General features: G+C 40.5%; 19 protein-coding genes and 1 pseudogene. 10 read left to right on the top strand and 10 right to left on the bottom strand.

The window, feature by feature from the left end:
• Nucleotides 1–74 precede the first annotated feature (74 nt).
• Both R0J88_RS01670 and R0J88_RS01665 read right to left on the bottom strand, forming a co-directional pair.
• Nucleotides 75–782, bottom strand: a complete 708-nt coding sequence (locus R0J88_RS01670; RefSeq protein ID WP_276755083.1) for a hypothetical protein — start codon at nucleotides 780–782, stop codon at nucleotides 75–77.
• 626 nt (nucleotides 783–1408) lie between these two features.
• Nucleotides 1409–1987, bottom strand: coding sequence for a hypothetical protein (locus R0J88_RS01665; protein ID WP_410898865.1), 579 nt, complete (start codon nucleotides 1985–1987; stop codon nucleotides 1409–1411).
• Nucleotides 1988–2228: 241 nt separating this feature from the next.
• Between R0J88_RS01665 and R0J88_RS01660 the strand changes: the two are divergent.
• Nucleotides 2229–3157 (top strand): annotated as a pseudogene (locus tag R0J88_RS01660) (integron integrase).
• Between the two features lie 276 nt (nucleotides 3158–3433).
• Here R0J88_RS01660 and R0J88_RS01655 read toward each other — a convergent pair.
• The 7 genes from R0J88_RS01655 to R0J88_RS01625 all read right to left on the bottom strand — a co-directional run bounded on the left by R0J88_RS01655 (nucleotide 3434) and on the right by R0J88_RS01625 (nucleotide 11126).
• On the bottom strand, nucleotides 3434–4204 hold the full coding sequence (locus R0J88_RS01655) for an SDR family oxidoreductase (RefSeq protein ID WP_410898864.1): 771 nt from the start codon (nucleotides 4202–4204) through the stop codon (nucleotides 3434–3436).
• Between the two features lie 9 nt (nucleotides 4205–4213).
• Complete coding sequence (gene mmsB, locus R0J88_RS01650; protein ID WP_039036939.1) at nucleotides 4214–5113, bottom strand: 3-hydroxyisobutyrate dehydrogenase; 900 nt, start codon at nucleotides 5111–5113, stop codon at nucleotides 4214–4216.
• 10 nt (nucleotides 5114–5123) lie between these two features.
• Complete coding sequence (locus tag R0J88_RS01645) at nucleotides 5124–6275, bottom strand: enoyl-CoA hydratase/isomerase family protein (protein ID WP_410898863.1); 1152 nt, start codon at nucleotides 6273–6275, stop codon at nucleotides 5124–5126.
• On the bottom strand, nucleotides 6275–7060 hold the full coding sequence (locus R0J88_RS01640; RefSeq protein ID WP_410898862.1) for an enoyl-CoA hydratase: 786 nt from the start codon (nucleotides 7058–7060) through the stop codon (nucleotides 6275–6277). The genes R0J88_RS01645 and R0J88_RS01640 overlap by 1 nt, the downstream gene beginning before the upstream one ends.
• 10 nt (nucleotides 7061–7070) lie before the next feature.
• Entirely contained in the window at nucleotides 7071–8228 is a 1158-nt protein-coding gene (locus R0J88_RS01635) for an acyl-CoA dehydrogenase family protein (protein ID WP_039036937.1), read from the bottom strand.
• 134 nt (nucleotides 8229–8362) lie between these two features.
• Nucleotides 8363–9853 carry a CoA-acylating methylmalonate-semialdehyde dehydrogenase gene (locus R0J88_RS01630; protein ID WP_248519790.1) on the bottom strand — a complete coding sequence of 497 codons (1491 nt, stop codon included), beginning with the start codon at nucleotides 9851–9853 and terminating at the stop codon, nucleotides 8363–8365.
• Between the two features lie 91 nt (nucleotides 9854–9944).
• Complete coding sequence (locus R0J88_RS01625) at nucleotides 9945–11126, bottom strand: thiolase family protein (RefSeq protein ID WP_410898861.1); 1182 nt, start codon at nucleotides 11124–11126, stop codon at nucleotides 9945–9947.
• 330 nt (nucleotides 11127–11456) lie between these two features.
• Between R0J88_RS01625 and R0J88_RS01620 the strand changes: the two genes are divergently transcribed.
• The 9 genes from R0J88_RS01620 to R0J88_RS01580 all read left to right on the top strand — a co-directional run bounded on the left by R0J88_RS01620 (nucleotide 11457) and on the right by R0J88_RS01580 (nucleotide 21113).
• Nucleotides 11457–11891 (top strand): MerR family transcriptional regulator, encoded by a 435-nt coding sequence (locus R0J88_RS01620; protein ID WP_006794190.1) that lies wholly within the window; start codon nucleotides 11457–11459, stop codon nucleotides 11889–11891.
• Nucleotides 11892–11945: 54 nt separating this feature from the next.
• The gene (locus R0J88_RS01615; RefSeq protein WP_138740880.1) at nucleotides 11946–13121 is read left to right on the top strand and encodes an isovaleryl-CoA dehydrogenase; all 1176 of its coding nucleotides are present in this window, start codon (nucleotides 11946–11948) and stop codon (nucleotides 13119–13121) included.
• Between the two features lie 10 nt (nucleotides 13122–13131).
• Nucleotides 13132–14739 (top strand): carboxyl transferase domain-containing protein, encoded by a 1608-nt coding sequence (locus tag R0J88_RS01610; RefSeq protein WP_058428925.1) that lies wholly within the window; start codon nucleotides 13132–13134, stop codon nucleotides 14737–14739.
• A 14-nt stretch (nucleotides 14740–14753) separates the two neighbouring features.
• On the top strand, nucleotides 14754–15524 hold the full coding sequence (locus R0J88_RS01605) for an enoyl-CoA hydratase/isomerase family protein (RefSeq protein WP_410898860.1): 771 nt from the start codon (nucleotides 14754–14756) through the stop codon (nucleotides 15522–15524).
• 8 nt (nucleotides 15525–15532) lie between these two features.
• Nucleotides 15533–17524, top strand: a complete 1992-nt coding sequence (locus tag R0J88_RS01600) for an acetyl/propionyl/methylcrotonyl-CoA carboxylase subunit alpha (RefSeq protein ID WP_410898859.1) — start codon at nucleotides 15533–15535, stop codon at nucleotides 17522–17524.
• Nucleotides 17524–18426 (top strand): hydroxymethylglutaryl-CoA lyase, encoded by a 903-nt coding sequence (locus R0J88_RS01595; RefSeq protein ID WP_410898858.1) that lies wholly within the window; start codon nucleotides 17524–17526, stop codon nucleotides 18424–18426. The genes R0J88_RS01600 and R0J88_RS01595 overlap by 1 nt, the downstream gene beginning before the upstream one ends.
• Nucleotides 18427–18528: 102 nt before the next feature.
• Nucleotides 18529–19227 (top strand): CoA transferase subunit A, encoded by a 699-nt coding sequence (locus R0J88_RS01590; RefSeq protein WP_006794184.1) that lies wholly within the window; start codon nucleotides 18529–18531, stop codon nucleotides 19225–19227.
• A 14-nt stretch (nucleotides 19228–19241) separates the two neighbouring features.
• Nucleotides 19242–19898, top strand: coding sequence for a 3-oxoacid CoA-transferase subunit B (locus R0J88_RS01585; RefSeq protein WP_006794183.1), 657 nt, complete (start codon nucleotides 19242–19244; stop codon nucleotides 19896–19898).
• A 330-nt stretch (nucleotides 19899–20228) separates the two neighbouring features.
• A complete protein-coding gene (locus R0J88_RS01580) occupies nucleotides 20229–21113 on the top strand; it encodes a LysR family transcriptional regulator (RefSeq protein ID WP_006794182.1) in 885 nt (294 codons plus the stop codon).
• Nucleotides 21114–21986: 873 nt separating this feature from the next.
• Here the strand turns inward: R0J88_RS01580 and msrA are convergent.
• Nucleotides 21987–23276, bottom strand: a complete 1290-nt coding sequence (gene msrA / locus R0J88_RS01575; RefSeq protein ID WP_410898857.1) for a peptide-methionine (S)-S-oxide reductase MsrA — start codon at nucleotides 23274–23276, stop codon at nucleotides 21987–21989.
• Nucleotides 23277–23463: the final 187 nt, after the last annotated feature.

The following is a 23463-nucleotide window of genomic DNA, read 5'->3' as shown; positions in this document are numbered from 1 at the left end:
CGCAGAGGCTCACCACTTTTAAAATTTGCAGTTAATAGCTAAATTTTACTAGTCGTCCACCTCAGGGCGTGTTGTTAGGTATTTTTGCCAATTACAGCAACATTTGACAGGAAATTATTCACTTGTTTTGCCACCTCTAATAATGATTTAGATATAGCCTCTAACTCTGCTTTTTTAACAGTTTCAGAGAAGTTGACATCTTCTTTTTGTTTTTTTGCAACAAAGTCCTGTGTACTAACAACAGACTTTGTAATTATACCTGAGCGTACATCTAGTAATATTGCCTCGACAGAGCAATAAGCTTTAGTTTCATTTGGATCAATGAAACGGTACTTATTGTATGAATTACAAGACGTTCTGTAAGCTAATAATAAGTCGGCTTGAAATCTTGCCGCAGCTTCTCTTAATGTTGGAACCGTTCTCTTCTCAGGTACTAGCATTGCTGGTAAAAATGATGCGTCATATACTTTATTAGATGACCTTAATTCAGAAATAAAACCATCAACTAATGAAGTGGTTAGAGATGTGAAGTCGTTAGAATAAAATTTCCAGTGATTATCTTGGCTTAATTTTAAAATTGCGATTCTATTTTTAGGAGGCAATTTTACTTGGTAATAAAGTAATTCATTAATTTTTTGATCGTTTTCACCAAGTAAAGAATCACTAGCAAGTCCTTTAGGTTTTGAATCATTAGCATAGTAACTACTTGGGCGATCATGTGAGCCTACTGTAGAACAAGCTCCTAGTAATATTGATAACGAGATTATTATAATTTTTTTCATCGACAATCCTTGATTATGACTCTAAATACCTAACGCCCTAATAACGGGCAAGTTTCAGTTGGTTATAATAGGCGACGCAGGAGCAAAAACCAACTGTAATTTGTCCTATTAATTAGCTTGTTATATTAAAATTTACGCCGATATTTTAAGTACTTAAATAGTTCGTAGCCCAAAATAAATAAGTAACCGCCTAGGCATATTTGACCAATTAAAACCATCCCCGGCCGACCACAAGCGCCACCTGGGCCGATCATCCCATAACTATCAAGGTTAAATAGAATAAATGGAAAGTAGCCAAACCCTAAAACTAATATTGCAGGCACCCACAATCTAGATTTTTGATGGGAGAACCTTATTAACAGAGAAATAACCGCGATTAAGAGAGAAGATAAAACAAGTAAATCAAATTGATTATTATGCTCCTCGATTAACCCTTTAGGTGGAAACATACAAGCTTGAGTTGTGTATGACAGAAAACTTAATGCGAAAAAAACTAGAAACTTCACCACAACTCCTTTTGTAATATAACGCCGCATTAAGCGGTGAGTAATAGTTTGCTAAAATGTGAAGCGTAGCGGAACCGAGCAAACTGTTGCGAGTCCGGCTTTAATGCCTTGTTATAAGAACTAATACGCCGTAAGTTCAATATTATTTAAAAACTCTAGCGCTACATTATCCAAGTTTTGTGGAAACTCCTTATTATCTGAGCGATGTGATACTTCCATTAATAAAGCGGTAGTTTGATTTAAGTTAGTACGACAAATATAACCTTGATTTTTAAAGTATTGGAAGTCTTTTGACTCTAGCCCCTTGTCTCCGTGGTCTTCGGCAACACCACTATACTTTAAGCAAGGGCGCCCTTTAAATGTGAGCGTTTCATAATTTAATTCAAGTTGTTTAAAGCGAGCTTTGTTATCAAAGGTTTTTCTACTCTCAATAACTTTGTCAAAGAATTCTTTGTCTGTAGGAAATTCACCAATCCAGTAAAGGTAAGTATTTGCTATAGCAGTTTCAGATTTGTCGGAATATTCTTTACCAAAAACTACACTTGGATCAGTGTGTTTCATCAAATACCAGTTTGGCTCACTAGGCGAAGTAACTTTAGCGCCTACATGATTATAGGTCTGGCTAATGCCAGCTTTGGGCATCGTTGAAACACACCCAACTAAAAAAGCAGAAAATATTGTAATTATTAGATATTTCACCGATACATCCTTGTTCTTATAACAGCTTTATCAGAGGACAGTTTCCTCTTTTTATGAGCAATGCATGTCCCCTTAATTGTTTTTTCATATTAATAACAAATCCTGTAACACATTGCCAGCTTTAAACTTTAAGTCAGGCTGCTCTTTAAATATATGCAGAAAAGAGGAAAACGTCCTCATTTCTTGACTTAGGAGGAAAAACGCCAACACTGTATGTAAATCCAGTTATTTGAGATTTAAAATGAAAACAAAATCCCCTTTTCTTAATAGTATTATCAACTATTATGTATAGCCATCACTATGCTAAAAATCTATTGAAACTTATGTATTTTGGATTTCTGCCTATATCCATTTTCATAATAAGCGGCACCCTACCAGTATGGGCAATAATGAAGTAGAAATATTTTTAAATCACTTAACAGTCACTAAAAAGTGGCAGCGAGAACACAAGCAACCGCTTTAAATGCACTTGCTTTTTTATATAAACATATTACTAAGAATGAGCTTTAATTAGATTTAAATTCCGTTAAAAGTAACCGCCAACAGAAACTGCCTGTCGTACTTACACAGACTGAGGTATCGCTATTTTTTAGAAATATAAATAAACGACATTATTTGATAGCAAGCCTGCTCTATGGAAGTGGTTTACGGCTGATGGAAGCAGTAAAAATAAGAGTTCATGATATTGATTTCGACTATAAATATATACGCATTTGGAACGGCAAGGGTAATAAAAATCGTATTGTGACACTTGCTGATGAATTAATACCAATGCTAAGAAATCAAATAATTCAAGTTGTTGAATATTTACAGTTAGATTTAAAAAATGATGCGTACGCCGGTGTATGGATGCCTCATCGACTTAGTAAAAAATACCCAAGCGCTAATAAGTCTTTACAATGGCAGTTTCTGTTCCCATCACATAAATTAAGTACGGCCCCTGAAACAGGAGAAATAAGACGTCACCACTTAGATCATTCAGGGGTAAGAAAGGCTGTTAAACTGTCTTCAACAAAAGCACATATTAATAAGAACGTTACCCCACATACTTTGCGACACTCATTTGCTACGCATCTACTGCAAAGCGGCGCTGATATTCGTACAGTACAAACACAGCTAGGTCACAACGATGTGCGAACAACACAAATAATAACCGCTGTATTGAATTAGTGAGCAATTATAGCGACAGATAAATAGCTCAGTAACAAGGCAAAAACTTAGTTATATAGTTTATCTACATGAGAAGTTTTTAACGCAGTTAATGAGTTATTTAGAGCGCTAAAATGATTAACGTTTTAATACAGCGGGTATCCTACTCATGTACTACAACAAGGTGCCAACGGGGTTGTTAGCCCTTTATCACGATTATAAATCTCCCCGATTTAAAACAAAAAAGCACAGCCTATAAGCGCCATGCTTTTTAAATTCAAACGTAAAAAACTTAATTTACAAACGAATACCGCCGTCTATTTCAACCACGCGACCGGTGAAAAAGTCGTTTTCGATTATGTACTGTGCGGTATGGGCAATTTCGTCGCTTTCACCTAAACGCCCTACGGGTGTTACCGCAAGCATACGTTGTTTGGCTTCTGGCTTCATGGCGTCGGTCATGGCGGTGCTTATTACACCTGGTGCAATAGCGCCTACGCGTATACCAAAACGGCCAAGTTCTTTAGCCCATGTGGTGGTAAGTGCCACTACACCCGCTTTTGAGGCAGCATAGTTTGTTTGGCCTATGTTACCCGCACGCGCTACGCTCGACATATTTACTATTACGCCGCCTTTGCCTGATTCAATCATGTGGCTTGCAGCTTCGCGCCCTGCTAAAAATACGCCGGTAAGATTAACGTCAATCACTGATTGAAATTGCTCTAGCGACATTTTTTTAACCACTTTTCCGTCTTTAGCTTTTATGAACATGCCGTCACGCAAAATACCAGCGTTGTTAATAAGCACACCAATATGGCCAAAATCATTGTTAATGGTACTAAATACATGTTCTACTTCACTTTCAACAGTCACATTAGCAGCGTAACCTTTAATTATCCCTTTTACGCCTTCAAGCTGGTTTAGTTGCTCGCATGCGTTGTTTAATAAATCTTGTGCCATGTCAATAAGTGCAATATTTGCGCCCATAACTGCAAACTTTTGCGCCATAGCGAAACCTAAACCTTGCGCCCCACCTGTGATTACTACCGTATTATTTTTAATTTCCACGGTTTACTCCTACTTCGAAAACAATTTAAATATGGCGCTAAAGTCATCACTGCCTGCACCTTGATGCTGAAGCATAGTGTACAAGTTTTTTGCCATTGAACCCATTGGCGTTGATGAATTACTTTGTTGAGCTGCTTCCATGGCAAGACCTAAATCTTTTGCCATTAAGTCAACCATAAAACCTGGCTTATAATTATTACTAGCCGGTGCTGTCTCCATTACATCTGGACACGGATTATATAACTCTAATGTCCAATTTCGACCTGAGCTTGCAGTCATAATATCGCTCAGCACTTTTGGATCTAAACCGTTATTAATACCCATTTGAATGGCTTCACTTGTGCCTGCCATTAATATGCTAAGCAGCATGTTGTTGCATATTTTTGCAACTTGACCTGCACCAATATCGCCAGCATGAAATATGTTTTTACCCATATCTACTAATACGGTATTTGCTTTTTCGAATGCGGTTTGTTCACCACCCACGATAAACGTAAGCGTTCCTGCCGTTGCCCCGGCTACACCACCTGAAACCGGTGCATCAACAAACCGTATACCTTGCTCGTCAAGTGCATTTCCTACAACGCGTGCCGATTCGGCATCAATTGTAGAGCAGTCAATCACTAAGGTATTTTTGCTTAAAACCTCAATTAGTCCATTGTTATCGTTATTACCTAAGTATAACGATTTAACATGCTTGCCTGCAGGTAACATGCTGATCAGAACGTCGGCATTGGTAGCACATTGCGCTGCATCAACGCCCGCTTTAGCCCCCTGGCTAGCAAGCTCATTTACGACCGACTGGTTTAAATCAAAAACAGTGACTGTGTGCCCCGCTTTTACTAAATTTGCCGCCATAGGGCCGCCCATGTTTCCTAATCCGATAAAACCAATGTTAAGTTTAGTCATCGTCTTTCCTTTATTTTTGTGTTGCCGTGTCTAGGTCATCAAGTGGGTGACTAGTGCCGTAACGATTACCAAAAAAGCTATTAACTACGCTACTTGGCACATCATGGAGTGTTGGGTATTGCCAATTGGGAGCGCCGTCTTTATCGATTAACAGTGCTCTAACGCCTTCTTGGAACTCACCTACTTCACCGGCTCTTACCGACATGCCTAGTTCCATTTTAAAGCAGTCTAAAAGGGTTTTACCTTCACTTGCTTTAAGCTGCTCACTGACCAATGCACAGCTGAGTGGGCACCCATGTTTTAACGATTTTTGCGCACGTTGTAACCACTTGTCGTCGGTGCTTAAGCTTAATAGGTAATCTACTTGCTGTTGCAATGAGCCAAAACTACCTAGTGTTTGAATTGTTTTTAAATTAGCGCTAACGTTTCCTATTGGCATATCAGCAGACTGCGCGTTTAACTCATTTAGTAAATTAGTTAGCACCGTGTGGTTTTCGCTTGCACTCTTACTCCAGCTTGTAGCTAAAATAGTGTTTAGCATGTCGTTGTATTTAACGCTGTCAATAAAGTGATCGGCAAGTGATACAAAACATGCATCGTCGCAATTAATAGACGCTGACGTTAACCCTAAAAACAAGCCAACACTTTTGGGCATTTTATGCAAAAAATAGCTGCCGCCTACATCGGGGTATAAACCTATTGTTTGTTCTGGCATTGCAATACGTGAGGTTTCGGTAACAACACGGTGGCTTGCGCCAGCCATTAGCCCTAAACCGCCTCCCATTACAATCCCGTTTCCCCAAACAAGAATAGGTTTAACGTAGGTATGTATAAGGTAATCGAGCTTATATTCTTGGGTAAAAAACTCTTCAACTAAGCTTGTTGGTTCACCTTGTGCCATTGCATGATGAAGACTTACTACATCGCCACCAGCACAAAACGCTTTTTCTCCTGCCCCTTTTAAAATAATCATTGCGATGGCATCGTCGTTTGCCCATGCCTTTAGTTGAGGAGTAAGCAATTTGATCATGTTAAAATTAAGCGCATTTAACGATTTAGGTGCGTTTAGTGTAATAAGCCCAATTAAACGGCCGTTGGCTGCGGTTGCCGTCTCAAAAAGTACTGAGTCATCCGCTTTATTTAATAAGGTTAAATCACTCATTAGCCATTTACCCATTTTGCTTTGCGCTTTTCTAAAAAGGCATTTACGCCTTCTTTTTGATCATCAGTATCAAATAAACCAACAAATAGTTCGCGCTCTAATGGTAAAACGCTCGCCATGGGTTGGTGGCGCCCTTTTTGAATTAATGTTTTACATGCCGCAACCGAACTAGGGCTTTGCTCACTTACTTTGTTTGCAAGATTAAGCGCAGCAGCAAAACTCTCACCTTGGCCAACAACCTCTTCGACTAATCCAATGTGTAGTGCTTTATCAGCTTTTAAGCGCTCGCCGCACAAAATCATGCGTTTAGCCCAGCCTTCGCCCACTAACCATGCTAAATTTTGCGTGCCACCTGCACACGGTAATAAACCGACTTTTGCCTCAGGGAGTGCCATTTGCGCTTGTTGTTCAGCAATGCGTATATCACACGCTAATGCAACCTCTAAACCGCCGCCCATCGCATAGCCATTAATGGCAGCAACCGACACGCCTCTAAAATTAGTTAATGCTTCAAACGCTTCGCCAAATACACGCGACATGTCTGCAGCAATACCTTTGTCACCACTTGCAAATACATTAAGGTCGGCGCCTGCGCTAAAAAACTTATCGCCTTCACCCGTTAGCACTAAGGCATAAATGTTTTTATTGTTATTAAGCGCGTTAACTTTATTTTTTAAATCAATTAAGGTGTCTTTTGTCCAGGTATTCGCTGGCGGGTTAGACATCGTTAAAATAGCAACATGGCCTTCGGTTGTTAACTCAATGCTTGGTTTTGATTCAGACATACCGTGCTCCTTATAATATTTCGCTTGCTGATTCAGCTAAAATTCGACGCGCAATAATCACACGCATTATTTCGTTTGTGCCTTCAAGTATTTGATGAACGCGCACGTCACGTACATGGCGCTCTAGTGGGTATTCTTTTATGTAACCATAACCACCATGTATTTGAAGTGCTTCATTACACACTGTAAAACCAACATCAGTTGCAAAGCGTTTGGCCATAGCACAATAAGTGGTTTTTTCGCTGTCGCCAGTATCAAGTTTAAATGCCGCAAGCCTTACCATTTGGCGCGCCGCTACAAGCTCTGTGTTCATATCAGCAATTTTAAATTGTAACGCTTGAAAAGCAGCCAGCGGTTTACCAAATTGTGAGCGCTCTTTGAGGTATTCACGTGCTGTATTTAAGGCTGCTTGTGCGGTACCTATTGAACAGGTGGCAATATTAATACGCCCGCCATCTAGGCCTTGCATTGCAAACTTAAAACCTTCGCCTTCTGCACCAAGTAAGTTATGTGCAGGAATACGCACATCTTCAAAGCTAATTAGTCGTGTAGGCTGTGCATTCCACCCCATTTTTTCTTCTGCTTTACCGTATTCAACGCCTTTTGCATCGGCCGGTACAACAAACGCAGAAATACCCGCAGCGCCTTCGCCACCAGTACGCGCCATGACCACTAGCACTTCGGTTTCTCCTGCACCCGATATAAACATTTTAGAACCGTTAATAACGTATTCGTCGCCATCGCGTACTGCTTTTGTTTTAAGTGAAGCTGCATCTGAACCAGAACCAGGCTCGGTTAAGCAGTATGATGCTAATAACTCACCCATAACTAATTGGTCTACATATTGATCTTTTATTGCGTCTGTACCGAAACTTGCAACCATCCAGGTAGCCATATTATGAATAGTGAGCATGGCAGTGGTTGCCGTACACCCTAGCGCAAGTTGTTCAAAAATAATGCTTGAGTCTAAACGTGATAAACCAAGGCCGCCCGCGTCCTCTGGTGTGTATAAACCACAAAAGCCTAACTCACCGGCTGCTTTTATCGTATCTTTAGGAAAAATATGTTCGCGATCCCATTTAGCCGCGTGAGGTGCAAGCTCTGACTCGGCAAATTGGCGAGCAGTTTGTGCAAAGGCTTGTTGGTCTTCTGATAAGTTAAAGTCCATGGTAGACCTCTTTAGTTGTGTGTTGTCGGTTTTCCCGTATTGGGATTATGAGTGAAGAGCGGCGAAGGCATATTTATGTGTGTGAAAAACCTTCGCGCCCGTCTTTGTTATTATTTTTTGTGTGTGTTTATTAATTATTTTAAGTTAATGCTCATGTTTGGGCCTGACGCTATATCGTCTTCAAACCAACGTGAGGTAATGGTTTTGGTTTCGGTGTAAAAACGAATACCTTGCTTACCATACGTATGAGTATCGCCATAAAAAGAGCCTTTCCATCCGGTAAATGAGAAGAACGGCAGTGGCACAGGAATAGGAACATTAATACCTACTTGACCTACTTCTATTTCGTGTTGGAATTTACGTGCAACTGCACCGCTTGAAGTAAATAGCGAGGTGCCATTACCGTAAGGGCTTTCGTTAATTAAGGCGATAGCTTCTTCTAATGTGTCTACAAACATACAAGCCAAAACAGGACCAAAAATCTCTTCTTTATATAAGTCCATTTCTTTTGTAACGTCTGTAAATAAAGTTGGGCCAACCCAGTTACCTTGCTCGTAACCTTCTACACTAAAGTCAGAGCCATCTATTAAACAGGTCGCGCCTTGTTTTTTACCGCTTGCAATCAACGATAGAATTCGCTCTTTTGCTGCTTTTGACGTTTGTGGGCCGTAGGCTGCGTCTTTGTCATCCCATAAACCTGGGCGTACTTTTTCAAAGCCTGCTTTTATTTCATCTACCCATTCACTTGCTTGACCAACAAATACAGCGACCGAAATACCCATACAACGCTGCCCTGCGGCACCAACAGATGCACCAACAAGGTTATTTACAACATGCGATTTACTCGCATCTGGCATAATTACCATATGGTTTTTTGCACCTACACAGGCTTGAACACGCTTAAGGTTTTGTGTGCCTTTTGAATAAATATAGGCACCTACACCACACGATCCTACAAACGAAATAGCACGAACGGCTTTATCTTCTAATAACCGGTCTACCTGCGGTTTTGTACCATGTACAATTTGCAGAACGCCTTTAGGTGCACCCGCTTCAATAAATAGCTCAGCTAAACGCATTGGCGTTAGTGGGTCTTGCTCTGATGGTTTTAATATAAATGTGTTACCACACACTATTGCCAGCGGAAACATCCAAAGCGGGATCATTGCCGGAAAGTTAAACGGCGTCACACCTGCACACACACCCAATGGCTGCATGTAAGAATAGGTATCAATTTTGCGCGCTACGTTCTCCATTGTTTCGCCCATCATCAGCGAAGGTGCATTAGCTGCTTGTTCGACAACTTCAATACCTCGCCATACATCACCTTTAGCATCTTCAAAGGTTTTACCTAGTTCGTGGCAAATAATAGTGGCTAGTTCATCATGGTGTTCTTTTAAAAGCGCAGCATATTTCATCATAATGCGGGCACGCTCAGTAATTGGGACATCTTTCCATGTTTTAAATGTTTCAGAGGCTGAAGCAATTGCCGCATCCATTTCTGCATCGGTGGTACAAGGAACCTGAGCTAATACTTCTTGGTTTGCTGGGTTTATAACATCGATTAATTCTTTTGAAGCCGATTGAATAAATTCGCCATCTATTAATAGTGGAACTTGGTGCATGGTTAAATCCTATTGTATTAGTGTGTTAGTTTTAAAAATAACGCAGCTTTATTATTGTTATGTTGCTGCGTATTTTTAATGTGATTGGTACTTAGTAAGCTTCTACTGCCATTGCAACGGCTTCACCGCCACCAATACATAAAGAAGCAACGCCTTTTTTAAGGCCTCGGTTTTTAAGAGCGTGAATAAGCGTAACCAAAATACGTGCGCCACTGGCACCAATTGGGTGGCCAAGTGCACATGCCCCACCGTTAACATTTACTTTACTTTCATCAAGCTTAAGCTCGTTTATTGCAAGCATTGTTACCATGGCAAAAGCTTCGTTAATTTCCCAAAGGTCTACATCAGTTGTTGTCCAACCGGCTTTTTCGAGCACATTGTTCATCGCGCCTACTGGCGCTACCGTAAATTCGCTAGGTTTTTGAGAATGTGTGCTGTGCGCTACAATTTTACAAAGGGGTGTTAAACCGTGTGCTTTTGCTTTTGACTCAGTCATTAAAACGAGGGCTGCGCCACCATCCGAAATAGATGATGAGTTAGCAGCTGTTATAGTGCCGTCTTTTTTAAAGGCTGCACGTAAACTTGGGATTTTTTCTGGGCGTGCATTACCTGGTTGCTCATCAACCGATACCGTTACATCGCCTTTTCGTGTTTGAATTGTGTGCGGTGCTATTTCGTTTTCAAAACTACCGTTTGCAATTGCGGCATTCGCTTTGCTTAATGAGCTGAGTGCAAAATTATCCATTTGCTCACGGCCAATGCCATATTCGTCGGCGGTATCTTGTGCAAAACAACCCATGGCTTTATTGTCGTATGCATCTTCAAGGCCATCACTCATCATGTGATCTTTAATTTCACCGTGGCCCATTCGCATTCCGCCACGCGCTTTTGGAATAAAGTAAGGGGCATTGGTCATACTTTCCATGCCACCAGCAATAGCTGTTTCTATAGAGCCTGCTTTAATTAAATCGTTAGCAAGCATGGCGGCTTTTAAACCTGAACCACATACTTTATTAATGGTGGTAGCCCCCGTGCTTAATGCTAGCCCTGCTTTTAACATAGCTTGACGAGCTGGCGCTTGACCTAAACCAGCAGGGAGTACACAGCCCATAATTACTTCGTCAATTTCATCGGTGTTTAAACCAGTTTGCGCTAATGCACTTTTAATAGCCGTTGCACCTAATTCAGTAGACTGAGCATCGCTTAGCCCGCCCATAAAGCCACCCATAGGCGTACGTTTTGCTGCTACAATTACCACTGATTCTAAAGACATAGCTAACTCCATTGTATTTAAGGGTAAATAGTTGTTAGAATATTTACTCTATTAATTGTGTTTTAAATTATAATTTAATAACCATACACAATACTAACGTTTACGCTAACGTCAACTAAAAACCGTTAAAATTATACTTTCTTATCTGTAAGGTTTCTTTGCCACCTTTGGCTCTGACAATCTAAGTTAAAATTAAGTCATTGTAATTAAATAATTTAAATTACAAATACTGCAAACCACTTCGCTTATATTTATTTCACACCAGCCAGCGCTTTACCTTTACGTAAACTTCACTTATATTGGAGTTATTCGAATGAGGTAATTACAATTATGAAACCAGATAATCAAACAAACTTTGCAAGTTCCGCCACTATACCGACCAGTAATGAACAAACTTTTAGCATTAGCGATTTAGCTAAAGAGTTTGACATTACAACTCGCTCTATACGCTTTTATGAAGACCAAGGGCTTTTATCACCTGAGCGTAATGGGCAAACACGTATTTACTCAAAGCGCGACAAAGTGCGCTTAAAGCTCATTTTACGGGGTAAACGCTTAGGCTTTACGCTTGCCGAAACGGGCCGTTTGTTTGAACTGTACGACGCTGATAAATCAAGCGCTAAACAACTAGTCACTATGCTAGATCTGATTTCAGAGAAAAAAGCCGACCTTTCGCAGCAAATGGACGATATTAAAGTTGTCCTAATGGAACTGGTTACTGCGGAACGACGCTGTAGAGACACACTGAATAAAATAGACGAGTAGTTTATTTTTAAAATAAAAACACACTGATAACACACACTCACACAGGAATGAATCATGAGCACTATTTCACTTTATAAAGAGATGAACTTTGGTCTTGGCGAAACCGCCGATATGATCCGCGACCATGTAAATAGTTTTTCAAGCCAAGAAATTGCGCCACTAGCTGAACAAACCGACATTGACAATACATTTCCAAATCAACTTTGGCCGCAAATGGGCGAAATGGGCGTGTTAGGCATGACCGTTCCTGAAGAGTTTGGTGGTGCTGGCTTAGGCTATTTAGAGCATGTTATAGCAATGGAAGAAATTAGCCGCGCAAGTGCATCTATTGGCTTGAGCTACGGTGCGCATTCAAACCTGTGTGTTAATCAAATCAACCGTAATGGTTCACAAGCACAAAAAGAAAAATACCTACCAAAACTTATCAGCGGTGAACACATTGGTGCGCTTGCTATGAGTGAGCCTAATGCGGGCTCTGACGTGGTATCGATGAAACTTAAAGCTGAGAAAAAAGGCGATAAGTACATTTTGAACGGTAATAAAATGTGGATCACCAATGGCCCGGATGCAGACACACTGGTTATTTACGCTAAAACCGATTTAAACGCCGGTGCTAAAGGGATTACTGCATTTATAGTAGAGAAGACGTTCCCTGGTTTTTCAACCGCACAAAAGCTAGACAAACTTGGCATGCGTGGGTCAAACACCTGTGAGTTAGTATTTGAAAACTGTGAAGTGCCTGAAGAAAACATTTTAGGTAACTTAAACGAAGGCGTAAAAGTTCTTATGAGCGGCCTAGATTACGAGCGTGTTGTATTGGCAGCAGGCCCCCTTGGCATTATGCAAGCATGTATGGATATTGTTGTGCCTTACATTCATGAGCGTAAGCAGTTTGATACCCCAATTGGGCAATTTCAGCTTATTCAAGGCAAGATTGCCGACATGTACACACAAATGAACGCTGCCCGTTCATACGTTTACACGGTAGCTAAAGCCTGTGACCGCGGTGAAACTACACGTAAAGATGCTGCTGGCGCCATTTTATATGCCGCCGAATTGGCAACCAAAATGGCACTGGATGCGATTCAAATACTAGGTGGAAACGGCTACATAAACGAATACGCAACGGGTCGATTATTACGTGACGCTAAACTATACGAAATTGGCGCCGGCACGTCTGAAATTCGCCGCATGCTAATTGGTCGCGAACTTTTCACTGAAAGCCGTTAAGGATTAGATTATGACGATTTTAAAATCGAGCGTTAATCCACACGATCCTACTTTTGTGCAAAATCATAAGAACATGTCGGCACTAGTGGATGATTTACGCGATAAAGTTGCCACAATAAGCTTAGGTGGTGGGACTGCTTTAAAAGAGCGTCACGAAGGTCGCGGTAAATTATTTGTACGCGATCGTATTAGTACGCTAATTGACGAAGGTTCACCATTTTTAGAAATTTCTCAATTCGCTGCATTTGGCGTCTATGAGCAAGCAATCCCGTGCGCAGGTGTCGTAGCTGGTATTGGCCGTGTAAAAGGCATTGAATGCATGATCATTGCAAACGATGCCACGGTTAAAGGCGGCACCTACTTTCCGCTTACTGTTAAAAAACATTTGCGAGCACAAGACATTGCAGAGCGATGCCATTTACCGTGTATTTATTTGGTTGATTCTGGCGGTGCTAACCTACCTGAGCAAGATGATGTATTTCCCGATAAATTACATTTTGGCCGTATTTTTTACAATCAAGCTCGAATGTCAGGTAAAGGTATTCCTCAAATTGCTGTGGTCATGGGGTTATGTACTGCTGGTGGTGCTTATGTACCGGCTATGGCAGATGAAAGCATAATAGTAAAAGAACAAGGCACCATATTTTTAGCAGGCCCGCCGCTTGTAAAAGCGGCAACAGGTGAAGAAGTAACGGCTGAAGAGCTTGGTGGTGCTGATGTTCATTGTAAAACATCAGGGGTAGCTGATCATTTTGCTGAAAACGACGAGCATGCGCTGTCTATTGCACGCCAATGTATTGAACGCATTAATTACACACGCCCTACTGCACCGTTATTAAAAGATATAAAAGCGCCTCGGTACGATATAAGCGAACTTTACGGCATAGTGGGTACCGACCTTAAAAAGCCATTTGACGTACGAGAAGTCATTGCCCGAACAGTTGATGATTCATCGTTTGATGAATTTAAACGCTACTTTGGTGAAACGTTGGTAACTGGTTTTGCAAGCATTTACGGTAACCCTGTTGGCATAGTGGCTAATAACGGCATTTTATTCAGCGAGTCTGCTCAAAAAGGCGCACACTTTATTCAACTGTGTGCACAACGCAATATCCCATTGGTTTTTTTACAAAATATTACCGGCTTTATGGTAGGTAAAAAATACGAAGCCGAAGGTATAGCAAAACACGGCGCTAAAATGGTGATGGCGGTTTCGTGTGCCGATGTACCTAAATTTACGGTACTAATTGGCGGCTCTTATGGCGCTGGTAACTACGGTATGTGTGGCCGCGCATTTGAACCAACCATGATGTGGATGTGGCCTAATGCCCGTATTTCGGTCATGGGCGGCGAGCAAGCCGCAGGGGTAATGGCCCAAGTTAAGCAAGACGGTTTGGCGCGAAAAGGCCAAAGTATGACCGATGAGCAAATTAGCGAGTTTAAAAAGCCAATCATTGAGCAATACGAAGAGCAAGGCCACCCATATTATGCCAGCGCGCGTTTGTGGGACGACGGTATTATTGACCCAGCCGACACACGTAACGTATTAGGACTTGCCTTAAGTGCTGCTAAGAATGCACCAGCGCAAGATTCTCAATTTGGCGTATTTAGAATGTAACCGGAGCGCAGTAAATGTCAGTAACACTACAAATAACAAAATCTAATGTGGCTGTACTTGTTTTAAGCCGCCCTGAAAAAAGAAACGCATTTAATAGCGAAGTAATACACGAATTAATTCAATGCATTGAACATGCTAATACGCTTGATATAAAAGCGCTTGTGTTAAAAACAGAAGGCAAACACTTTTCAGCCGGAGCAGACTTAGCCTGGATGAAATCCATGGCTGATAACAATTACGCCGATAACCTAGCCGACTCTATGCAACTTGCAAAATTAATGCAGGTTTTAGCCACCAGCCCTCACCCAACCCTGTGTGCTGTTCAGGGCGCTGCATTTGGTGGCGCGTTAGGCTTAATTGCCTGTTGCGATATTGCACTGTGTAAAGATGATGCTCAGTTTTGCTTAAGTGAGGTTAAACTTGGGCTTATTCCTGCGGTAATTAGCCCGTATGTAATTAAAGCCATAGGCGAGCGCGCTGCTCGTAGATATTTTTTAACTGCCGAGGTGTTTGATGCCCACACAGCCAAACAACTTGGGTTAGTTCATCAAGTAACCGGCAAATTAGACTGCGCGCTTGATAACATGTTGCAAACACTGATTGATAACGGTCCTGTTGCAGTCAAAGCCGCTAAAGCTTTAATTAATGATGTAGCAAACAAGCCTATTAGTGAACAACTTATTGAGCTTACGGCCGAACGTATTGCAAAGATTCGCGTATCTGATGAAGGCCAAGAAGGGCTTAGTGCTTTTTTTGATAAACGCCCACCCGCTTGGCAACTGTAGGATTAATTATGAACACACACACTTTAAAAAAGATACTCATTGCCAACCGAGGTGAAATTGCGTGCCGTATTATGCGCAGTGCAAAGCAAATGGGGTTAACGACTGTAGCCGTTTATTCTGACGCCGACAAACACGCACAACATGTAAAAATGGCTGATGAAGCTTACCACATTGGGCCTGCGCCGAGTAAAGACTCGTACCTTGTAACCGATAAAATTTTACAAGTAGCAAAAAATAGTGGTGCAGATTGTATTCACCCTGGGTATGGTTTTTTATCTGAAAACAGCGAGTTCGCTAAAGCCTGTGAGGCTAACAACATTGCGTTTATTGGCCCACTTGCAAGCAGCATAGAAGCCATGGGATCTAAAACCCGCGCTAAAGAAATAATGGCTGAAGCAAATGTACCGTTAGTGCCTGGCTATTATGGTGATAATCAAGACCCTGCCTTTTTACAATCTGAGGCCGAAAAAATTGGCTATCCCGTACTGATTAAAGCGGCTTTTGGGGGCGGTGGTAAAGGTATGCGCGTTGTTGAGCAAGCTAAAGATTTTATGAGTGCTCTTGAAGGCGCACAGCGTGAAGCTATAGCAGGCTTTGGTAATGACTTAGTACTGCTAGAGCGCTATGTTAACCAGCCTCGCCATGTTGAAGTACAGGTGTTTGCAGATAATCACGGTAACTGTGTTTATTTAGGTGATAGAGACTGCTCTTTACAACGTCGTCATCAAAAAGTAATTGAAGAAGCGCCAGCACCAGGTTTAAGTGACACATTACGAAAAGAAATGGGCGAAGCCGCAGTACGCTGTGCTTTGGCTATAAATTACCGCGGTGCAGGTACTGTTGAGTTTTTACTGTGTGGTGATGAGTTTTTCTTTATGGAAATGAACACACGCCTACAAGTAGAACACCCAGTAACCGAAATGGTAACCGGTGTAGATTTAGTGAATTGGCAAATTAATATAGCAGCTGGGCACACTTTGCCTTTAACGCAATCTGACATACAACTACAAGGCCACAGCTTTGAAGCGCGAATTTACGCAGAGGATCCAAGTAACGACTTTATTCCTTGTTCAGGCGTAATCGAATCGTTAAATACTCCGCTTAATAGTGAGTTTGTACGCATAGATACCGGCATTGCACAAGGCGATGAAATCAGCCCTTATTACGACCCAATGATTGCAAAGCTTATCGTACATGATGATAACCGCGAGCAAGCATTACGGCGTTTACGCCAAGCACTTGGGGAATTTCATTTGGCGGGTTTTAGTACCAACATTGGCTTTTTAAGTAACTTAGCTCATCACCCTACTTTTAACCAGGGCGCGCCAAGTACACATTTTATTGCAGAGCAAGGCGACTCTTTAGTTGCCGTTGATAGTGCGCTTTTGCAATCAAGTGAACTCATAGGTGCATTTGCGTACTTATGCTCTTTGAATAATGAGCAAGCTCAGCAACACAATGGTAGCCCATGGCAGCAACTTAACGGATTTAACTTAAATTCTCCACGCATCATTAAAGTGCCCTTTAAAGATATACAGCTGAGTGCGATTAAAACATCTGAAGGGTTCAACATTACCCATAACAACACGGTATTTAATCTTCAAGGGACAGTCATTAAAGGCGTTTGTACTGTATTTATTGATGGCAATAAGCATATTGCTCATGTCTCACACTGTAATGACGCCATTACGGTTATGAATAAAGCACTACAAACTAAGCTTGAACTCATTAATAAACATTACATAAGTTCACATGAAAGTGATGCATTGCCACTAGCAGCACCACTCAATGGCACCGTGGTTAAACATTTGATTAATGTTGGCAGTACAATTAGCAAAGGCGATCCTGTTGTGATCATTGAAGCTATGAAAATGGAATACACCCTCAATGCGCCACACGATGGCATTTTACAAAGCTATTGTTTTGGTGAAGGTGAATTGGTATCTCACGGTACCCTACTCGCCATTGTTGAGGATACCACACAACAGGAAGGTGCCTAATGAGTGCCTTTCCTGATTCGGTTCGTATTGTTGAGGTGGGTGCGCGTGACGGCCTACAAAACGAGAGTTTGGTAAATGCTCAGGATAAAATTTCACTGATTAATGCCCTTGCACAAGCCGGTTTAAAAGATATAGAAGCAGGTGCGTTTGTATCCCCTAAATGGGTGCCACAAATGGCAGATTCGGCAGATGTGATTAACGCACTTAACTTACCAAATATTAACTTAAGCGCGCTGACACCAAACTTGAAAGGTGCGCACGCGGCCCATGACGCTGGTATTAAAGAGTTTGCAATTTTTACCGCCGCAAGCGAGTCTTTCTGTAAAAAAAACATCAACTGCTCAGTTGACGAAAGTATCACACGCTTCAGTGAAGTTATGAACTTTGCAAAAGAGCATAATATTCGTGTTCGTGGTTACGTAAGTTGTGTACTTGGCTGTCCTTACGAAGGAGACATAGACGCTAATGCTGTGCTTGATGTAACACAAAAGCTATTAGATTTAGGCTGTTACGAAGTAAGCCTTGGAGACACGATTGGCGTAGGTACTGCAAAAAAAGTAACTCAACTCATAGAAATACTTTTAATGCACATAGACAGCAACCGGCTTGCAGTGCATTTTCATGATACCTACGGGCAAGCGCTCACAAATATTTACGCAGCGCTAAGCCTAGGAATATCAACGGTTGACGCAGCAGTTGCTGGCCTTGGTGGGTGCCCTTATGCTAAAGGGGCGTCAGGAAATGTTGCCACTGAAGATGTCGTTTACTTACTTGATGGCCTTGGCATAAACCATGGAATTGATTTACAAAGGCTTGTTGATGCAGGTTGGGCCATTACTGATGCGCTTAACAAAACGCCAGTAAGTAAAGTTTCTGTAGCGCTGCACAAAAAACAACAATGACACACTTACGTGTTAACTACTTTTTAGCCTATATATTACTTAAGTAAGTGTAAAACGAAGGTAAATAGTTAACAAAATTTAGCACACAATGAGGAGAGACTCATGGCCGGTTTTGATAAGGTGGTTTCAAGCTACGAAGCTGCAATGGAAGGGTTGAAAGACGGTGATACCATTATTGCCGGTGGTTTTGGTTTATGTGGAATACCTGAAGGTTTAATAAAGCAAATTAAAAAGATGAACACAAAAGAGTTAACCGTTGTATCTAACAACTGCGGTGTTGATGATTTTGGTTTAGGTATTTTATTGCAAGATAAACAAATAAAAAAAGTAATTGCCTCGTATGTTGGAGAAAACGCCCTATTTGAGCAGCAATTATTAAATGGCGAAATAGATGTTGAGCTTACGCCACAAGGAACACTTGCAGAAAAAATGCGCGCTGGTGGTGCCGGTATTCCCGCATTTTATACCGCTACAGGTTACGGTACGCCCGTTGCAGAGGGTAAAGATGTAAAAGAATTTGATGGTCGCCCTTACATTTTAGAAGAGTCTATCACGGGTGAATTTGCCATTGTGAAAGCGTGGAAGGCTGACCGGTATGGAAACCTGGTATTTAGACACACAGCAATGAACTTTAACCCAATGGCTGCAACAGCAGGAAAAATTACTGTGGCAGAAGTGGAAGAAATCGTCGAGCCGGGTGAACTTGAACCAAGCCAAATCCACACCCCTGGCATTTATGTAAATCGCGTGATTAAAGGTAACTTTGAAAAACGCATTGAACGTGTAACAACACGAGATTAAGCAGGAGCAAAGTAATGGCATTATCACGTGAACAAGTTGCAATGCGCGTTGCGCAAGAACTACAAGATGGTTACTACGTTAATTTGGGCATAGGAATTCCGACACTCGTCGCAAACTATGTACCTGATGATATTGAAGTTATGCTACAGTCAGAAAATGGCCTATTAGGTATGGGGCAATACCCAACAAAAGCAGAGCTTGATGCAGATATGATTAACGCGGGTAAAGAAACCGTGACAGCAGCCACAGGTGCTGCCATATTTAATAGTGCAGATAGTTTTGCCATGATACGGGGTGGTCATGTAGACTTAACAGTTCTTGGTGCTTTTGAAGTTGACCAGAACGGTAACATCGCGTCATGGATGATCCCCAAAAAGCTTATTAAAGGCATGGGCGGCGCAATGGACTTAGTTGCTGGCGCAAAAAATATAATTGTTACAATGACCCATGCCAGTAAGCATGGTGAATCTAAGCTTCTTGAAGCATGTAGTTTACCGCTTACCGGTGTAAATTGCGTAAAGAAAATAGTAACAGATTTAGCCGTTTTAGAAGTTAAAGACGGCGCATTTCATTTAATAGAGCGTGCACCTGGTGTATCTGTAGATGAAATTATTAGCAAAACAGCAGGTAAATTACTTGTTGACGGTGAAGTACCAGAAATGGTTTTATAAGATTATTATATAGTTAACTTTACCCTGTACCGACCTCATTCCCAGTGCCAATGGCGCTGAGTTACCCAAAATCCCTCGCAAGAGGGATTTTTTTTGCCTACAATGCTATTTTTATGGTTAATTAATACACGCTTAATAAATTATTATCTATAATAGATGCATAAATACTGTGTTATTTAGCTAGAGCTATTGCACTAATTTGTTGTTATGATGCACCAAAATTGTGAAGTTGCCCTATCAATAAAATTAAGTTATTGATAGTATTGAATAATAACATTTGGATCGATATTTGCCTGTACAGGTAATCTAAACATTTAAACACTGGAAAACATGCAAACTCCTATTCGTGGTCTTCGTTCTTTTTGCTTTGCAGCAAGAAGCCTAAGTTTTAAGCATGCAGCCAATGAGCTGTACTTAACACCGTCGGCGGTAAGCCACCAAATAAAACAACTAGAAGAACAACTTGGTATAGAGCTGTTTCATCGTAAAACACGTTCGATTAGCCTAACTACGGCTGGAAAAAACTTTTTTGATGCGATCTCCCCTATCATTACTATGTTAGAAGGTACCATTAATGAGTTTAGTCAATTACAACAAAACACAAATATCACGATTACTTTACCCGAGTTTTTTGCCAGTGAATTGCTGATGCCAAAATTAAGCGAATGGACCACTCAGCATCCTAATATTAATTTGCAAATGGACACGCTTAAAACACGTAAAGAACTTACCCGCCATAGTGATTTGTCTATTGTGCTTTCGTCAAGTAAGCCAACTGAGGGCGCAGTCACTGAGCTATTTAATTTAGAATACATTCCTGCATGTAATAAAAAATTACTTGAACAGTGGAAAAACAACGATTTACAAGCACTAAACCAAGTACCACTAATTTTACACAAAGCACGCCCTTGGGCATGGCACCAGTGGGCTGAAAAAGTGGGCATAGATGATTTTTCGCCTACGCAAATTATTCAAATAGATAGTATGTTTGGTGTTGCACGTGCCGCACAGCAAGGTATGGGGATTGCACTTATTCCTCTACCTATAAGCCAAAGCTGGTTAGACGAGCAATGGTTATATAAATTGTTTGAACAGCCATTAACAACTAAAGATAAATATTATTTGGTTCAACACGACTCAAATGTAGCCAACCACCCTCTAGATCTGTTTGCTAAATGGGTAGTTGATACTTTTAGAAAAACACAAGAACAATAATTTTTAGTTCACACTTAGTTAATTTATTTACTGTATAAATCATAAAAAATTCACATTAAATTAATGTAAAAGCCAACTTATTATCAATGAGTTGGCTTTTTTGTTATTTAATTTTTATGGTTTAAATTTTTTCACTTATCAGTTTTATTTTTATCGTTTGTTTGAATTTAGGAAACAACATAAAGTCTATTTAACGAAAACATTTAATGACTAATTGAGTTGTTATTTAAATAACTAAGTTTGAAACCAATTTAGTTTTTATGACTCAAATAAATGTATAAAAGAATCTTTATATTGTGTGTGAAGATGTTGTCAGTGTGAAAAACAGTTCAAGATAGGTGGTGACTTAGTTTGGGCTGTTTTTATTCTCTCCAACGGCCACATAATATTAAAATCTGCTTTTGGCAGTAAACGAATCTTTATTGTGTGTGAAGATGTTGTCAGTGTGAAAAGCAGTTCAAATTAGGTGGTGACTTAGTTTGGGCTGTTTTTATTCTCTCCAACGGCCATACAATATTAAAATCTGCTTTTGGCAGTAAACGAATCTTTATTGTGTGTGAAGATGTTGTCAGTGTGAAAAGCAGTTCAAGTTAGGTGGTGACTTAGTTTGGGCTGTTTTTATTCTCTCCAACGGCCACATAATATAATAATCTGCTTTTGGCAGTAAACGAATCTTTATTGTGTGTGAAGATGTTGTCAGTGTGAAAAGCAGTTCAAATTAGGTGGTGACTTAGTTTGGGCTGTTTTTATTTTTCAACAAAAGTGCACCACTTAGTAAATATTTATAAAGCCCTCAATTAATGAGGGCTTTTTTGTTCTAGTTTCTTTATTAGTCAAAACACCAATTATAGACCGATAGGTTTATATTCGGTATCAGCTATTATCTCGAGGTACAAAGTCTAATACGGTTGCGTTTATACAATATCTATCTTTTCCTCTAGGCCCCTCACCCGGAAATAAATGTCCTAAGTGAATACCTGTGCTTTTAGACCTTAATTCTATGCGCTGCATGCCCCAACTATTGTCCTCGTGTTCGGTTACACTGTTTTTAACAGGGTGCGTAAACGACAGCCAACCTGTACCAGAATTAAAACGATCTCGAGTATCAAATAAAGCCTCACCACTGAGCTTATCGACAAAGGTGCCATCGGGTGTGTTTTTAAATATTTTATATTCTTTACAATATGGGCGATCTGTTTTTGCATTAAATGCAACTTTATAAGCTTCACTATCTCCTAATTTAAATGCACCTAATGCTTTGTAAAACGTCTCACGGCTTGCGTAGCCTTGGCGACCATATACTTCTTCACCATTTTCTAAAAATAGAATTGTGGGTGTTGCCCATGTCGCTGATTTAATGGTTAACCCATCTAATTGATCTGCGTATCTAAATGACAAAGGGATGGTGCCTTTGTAGTCATTTGCCACCTCTTTTTTAAACTTCTCGCAGTAAGGGCAATAGTCTCGAGAGTCTATTATCACTATTTGTTTACCCACTAATAATGCAGTGTTGTCTTTCGTTTTAACTGGTACTGGTTCAAAAACCACACCAGTAGAATGATCAGGGCAATAACCATTAGGATTTTTTTGCAAATAATTTTGGTGGTATTCTTCAGCAGCTACAAAGCCCTCAAGTGGCTTGATAACGGTGACTATATTTCCATACCCAGCATTGGTTAATAATTGTTGGTATTGCGCTTTAACCTTTAAAGCTGTGTCTTTTTGCGCATCGTTGCTCGTTAATATAATAGATCGATATTGCGTACCAATGTCATTACCTTGTTTGTTTAACTGAGTAGGGTCGTGACTTTCAAAGTAATTTTTAAGTAACTCTTGCGCAGAAATAATATTGCTGTTGTAAGTCACTTTCACTACTTCAGCGTAATTGTTTTCGTCAAAGCGGCGTGATTGCTTAGTAATGTTTTTGTAAGTAGCCTCAAACCCATTGCCATCTGCATAACCAGATTCTGCATCAATTACTCCATCTAGCGCTTCATAGCGTTTTTCTGCGCCCCAAAAACACCCCGATCCTAGTACAAGGCTTTCTACATGCATACTGGCTGCTACATCGCTTTGTTCGACCTTTTCCATCGATAAAGCAAACGCGCCTGCGCTAAATATAATTGCAGCGCCCGATAAATATAATAAATGCTGATAATTCATAATGTACCTCTAAACAAGTCCGTACTAATTAAGACCATTTAAATTTAATTATTATTTCAAACGACTTACTTTTTTATTACGAGGCTAAACATATAAAGTTTACTTTTAAATCTAATTGACAATAAGATTTAAATTTAAGTGTGTTAACAATTTTGCATAAATGTTCTGTGTTGGTCTCAAGGGTATA

Origin of the sequence: Pseudoalteromonas sp. SIMBA_162 (genome assembly GCF_046535955.1) — a bacterium.
Taxonomy (GTDB): Bacteria; Pseudomonadota; Gammaproteobacteria; order Enterobacterales; family Alteromonadaceae; genus Pseudoalteromonas; species Pseudoalteromonas marina.
This window is presented reverse-complemented; position numbering and strand designations above follow the sequence as displayed.

Coding starts and splice junctions, on each gene's coding strand:
- R0J88_RS01580 (WP_006794182.1), top strand. CDS start 20,229: ATGCAAACTCCTATTCGTGGTCTTCGTTCTTTTTGCTTTGCAGCAAGA.
- R0J88_RS01600 (WP_410898859.1), top strand. CDS start 15,533: ATGAACACACACACTTTAAAAAAGATACTCATTGCCAACCGAGGTGAA.
- msrA (WP_410898857.1), bottom strand. CDS start 23,276: ATGAATTATCAGCATTTATTATATTTATCGGGCGCTGCAATTATATTT.
- R0J88_RS01595 (WP_410898858.1), top strand. CDS start 17,524: ATGAGTGCCTTTCCTGATTCGGTTCGTATTGTTGAGGTGGGTGCGCGT.
- R0J88_RS01645 (WP_410898863.1), bottom strand. CDS start 6,275: ATGAGTGATTTAACCTTATTAAATAAAGCGGATGACTCAGTACTTTTT.
- R0J88_RS01585 (WP_006794183.1), top strand. CDS start 19,242: ATGGCATTATCACGTGAACAAGTTGCAATGCGCGTTGCGCAAGAACTA.
- R0J88_RS01670 (WP_276755083.1), bottom strand. CDS start 782: ATGAAAAAAATTATAATAATCTCGTTATCAATATTACTAGGAGCTTGT.
- R0J88_RS01625 (WP_410898861.1), bottom strand. CDS start 11,126: ATGTCTTTAGAATCAGTGGTAATTGTAGCAGCAAAACGTACGCCTATG.
- R0J88_RS01630 (WP_248519790.1), bottom strand. CDS start 9,853: ATGCACCAAGTTCCACTATTAATAGATGGCGAATTTATTCAATCGGCT.
- R0J88_RS01635 (WP_039036937.1), bottom strand. CDS start 8,228: ATGGACTTTAACTTATCAGAAGACCAACAAGCCTTTGCACAAACTGCT.
- R0J88_RS01590 (WP_006794184.1), top strand. CDS start 18,529: ATGGCCGGTTTTGATAAGGTGGTTTCAAGCTACGAAGCTGCAATGGAA.
- mmsB (WP_039036939.1), bottom strand. CDS start 5,113: ATGACTAAACTTAACATTGGTTTTATCGGATTAGGAAACATGGGCGGC.
- R0J88_RS01640 (WP_410898862.1), bottom strand. CDS start 7,060: ATGTCTGAATCAAAACCAAGCATTGAGTTAACAACCGAAGGCCATGTT.
- R0J88_RS01615 (WP_138740880.1), top strand. CDS start 11,946: ATGAGCACTATTTCACTTTATAAAGAGATGAACTTTGGTCTTGGCGAA.
- R0J88_RS01610 (WP_058428925.1), top strand. CDS start 13,132: ATGACGATTTTAAAATCGAGCGTTAATCCACACGATCCTACTTTTGTG.
- R0J88_RS01620 (WP_006794190.1), top strand. CDS start 11,457: ATGAAACCAGATAATCAAACAAACTTTGCAAGTTCCGCCACTATACCG.
- R0J88_RS01605 (WP_410898860.1), top strand. CDS start 14,754: ATGTCAGTAACACTACAAATAACAAAATCTAATGTGGCTGTACTTGTT.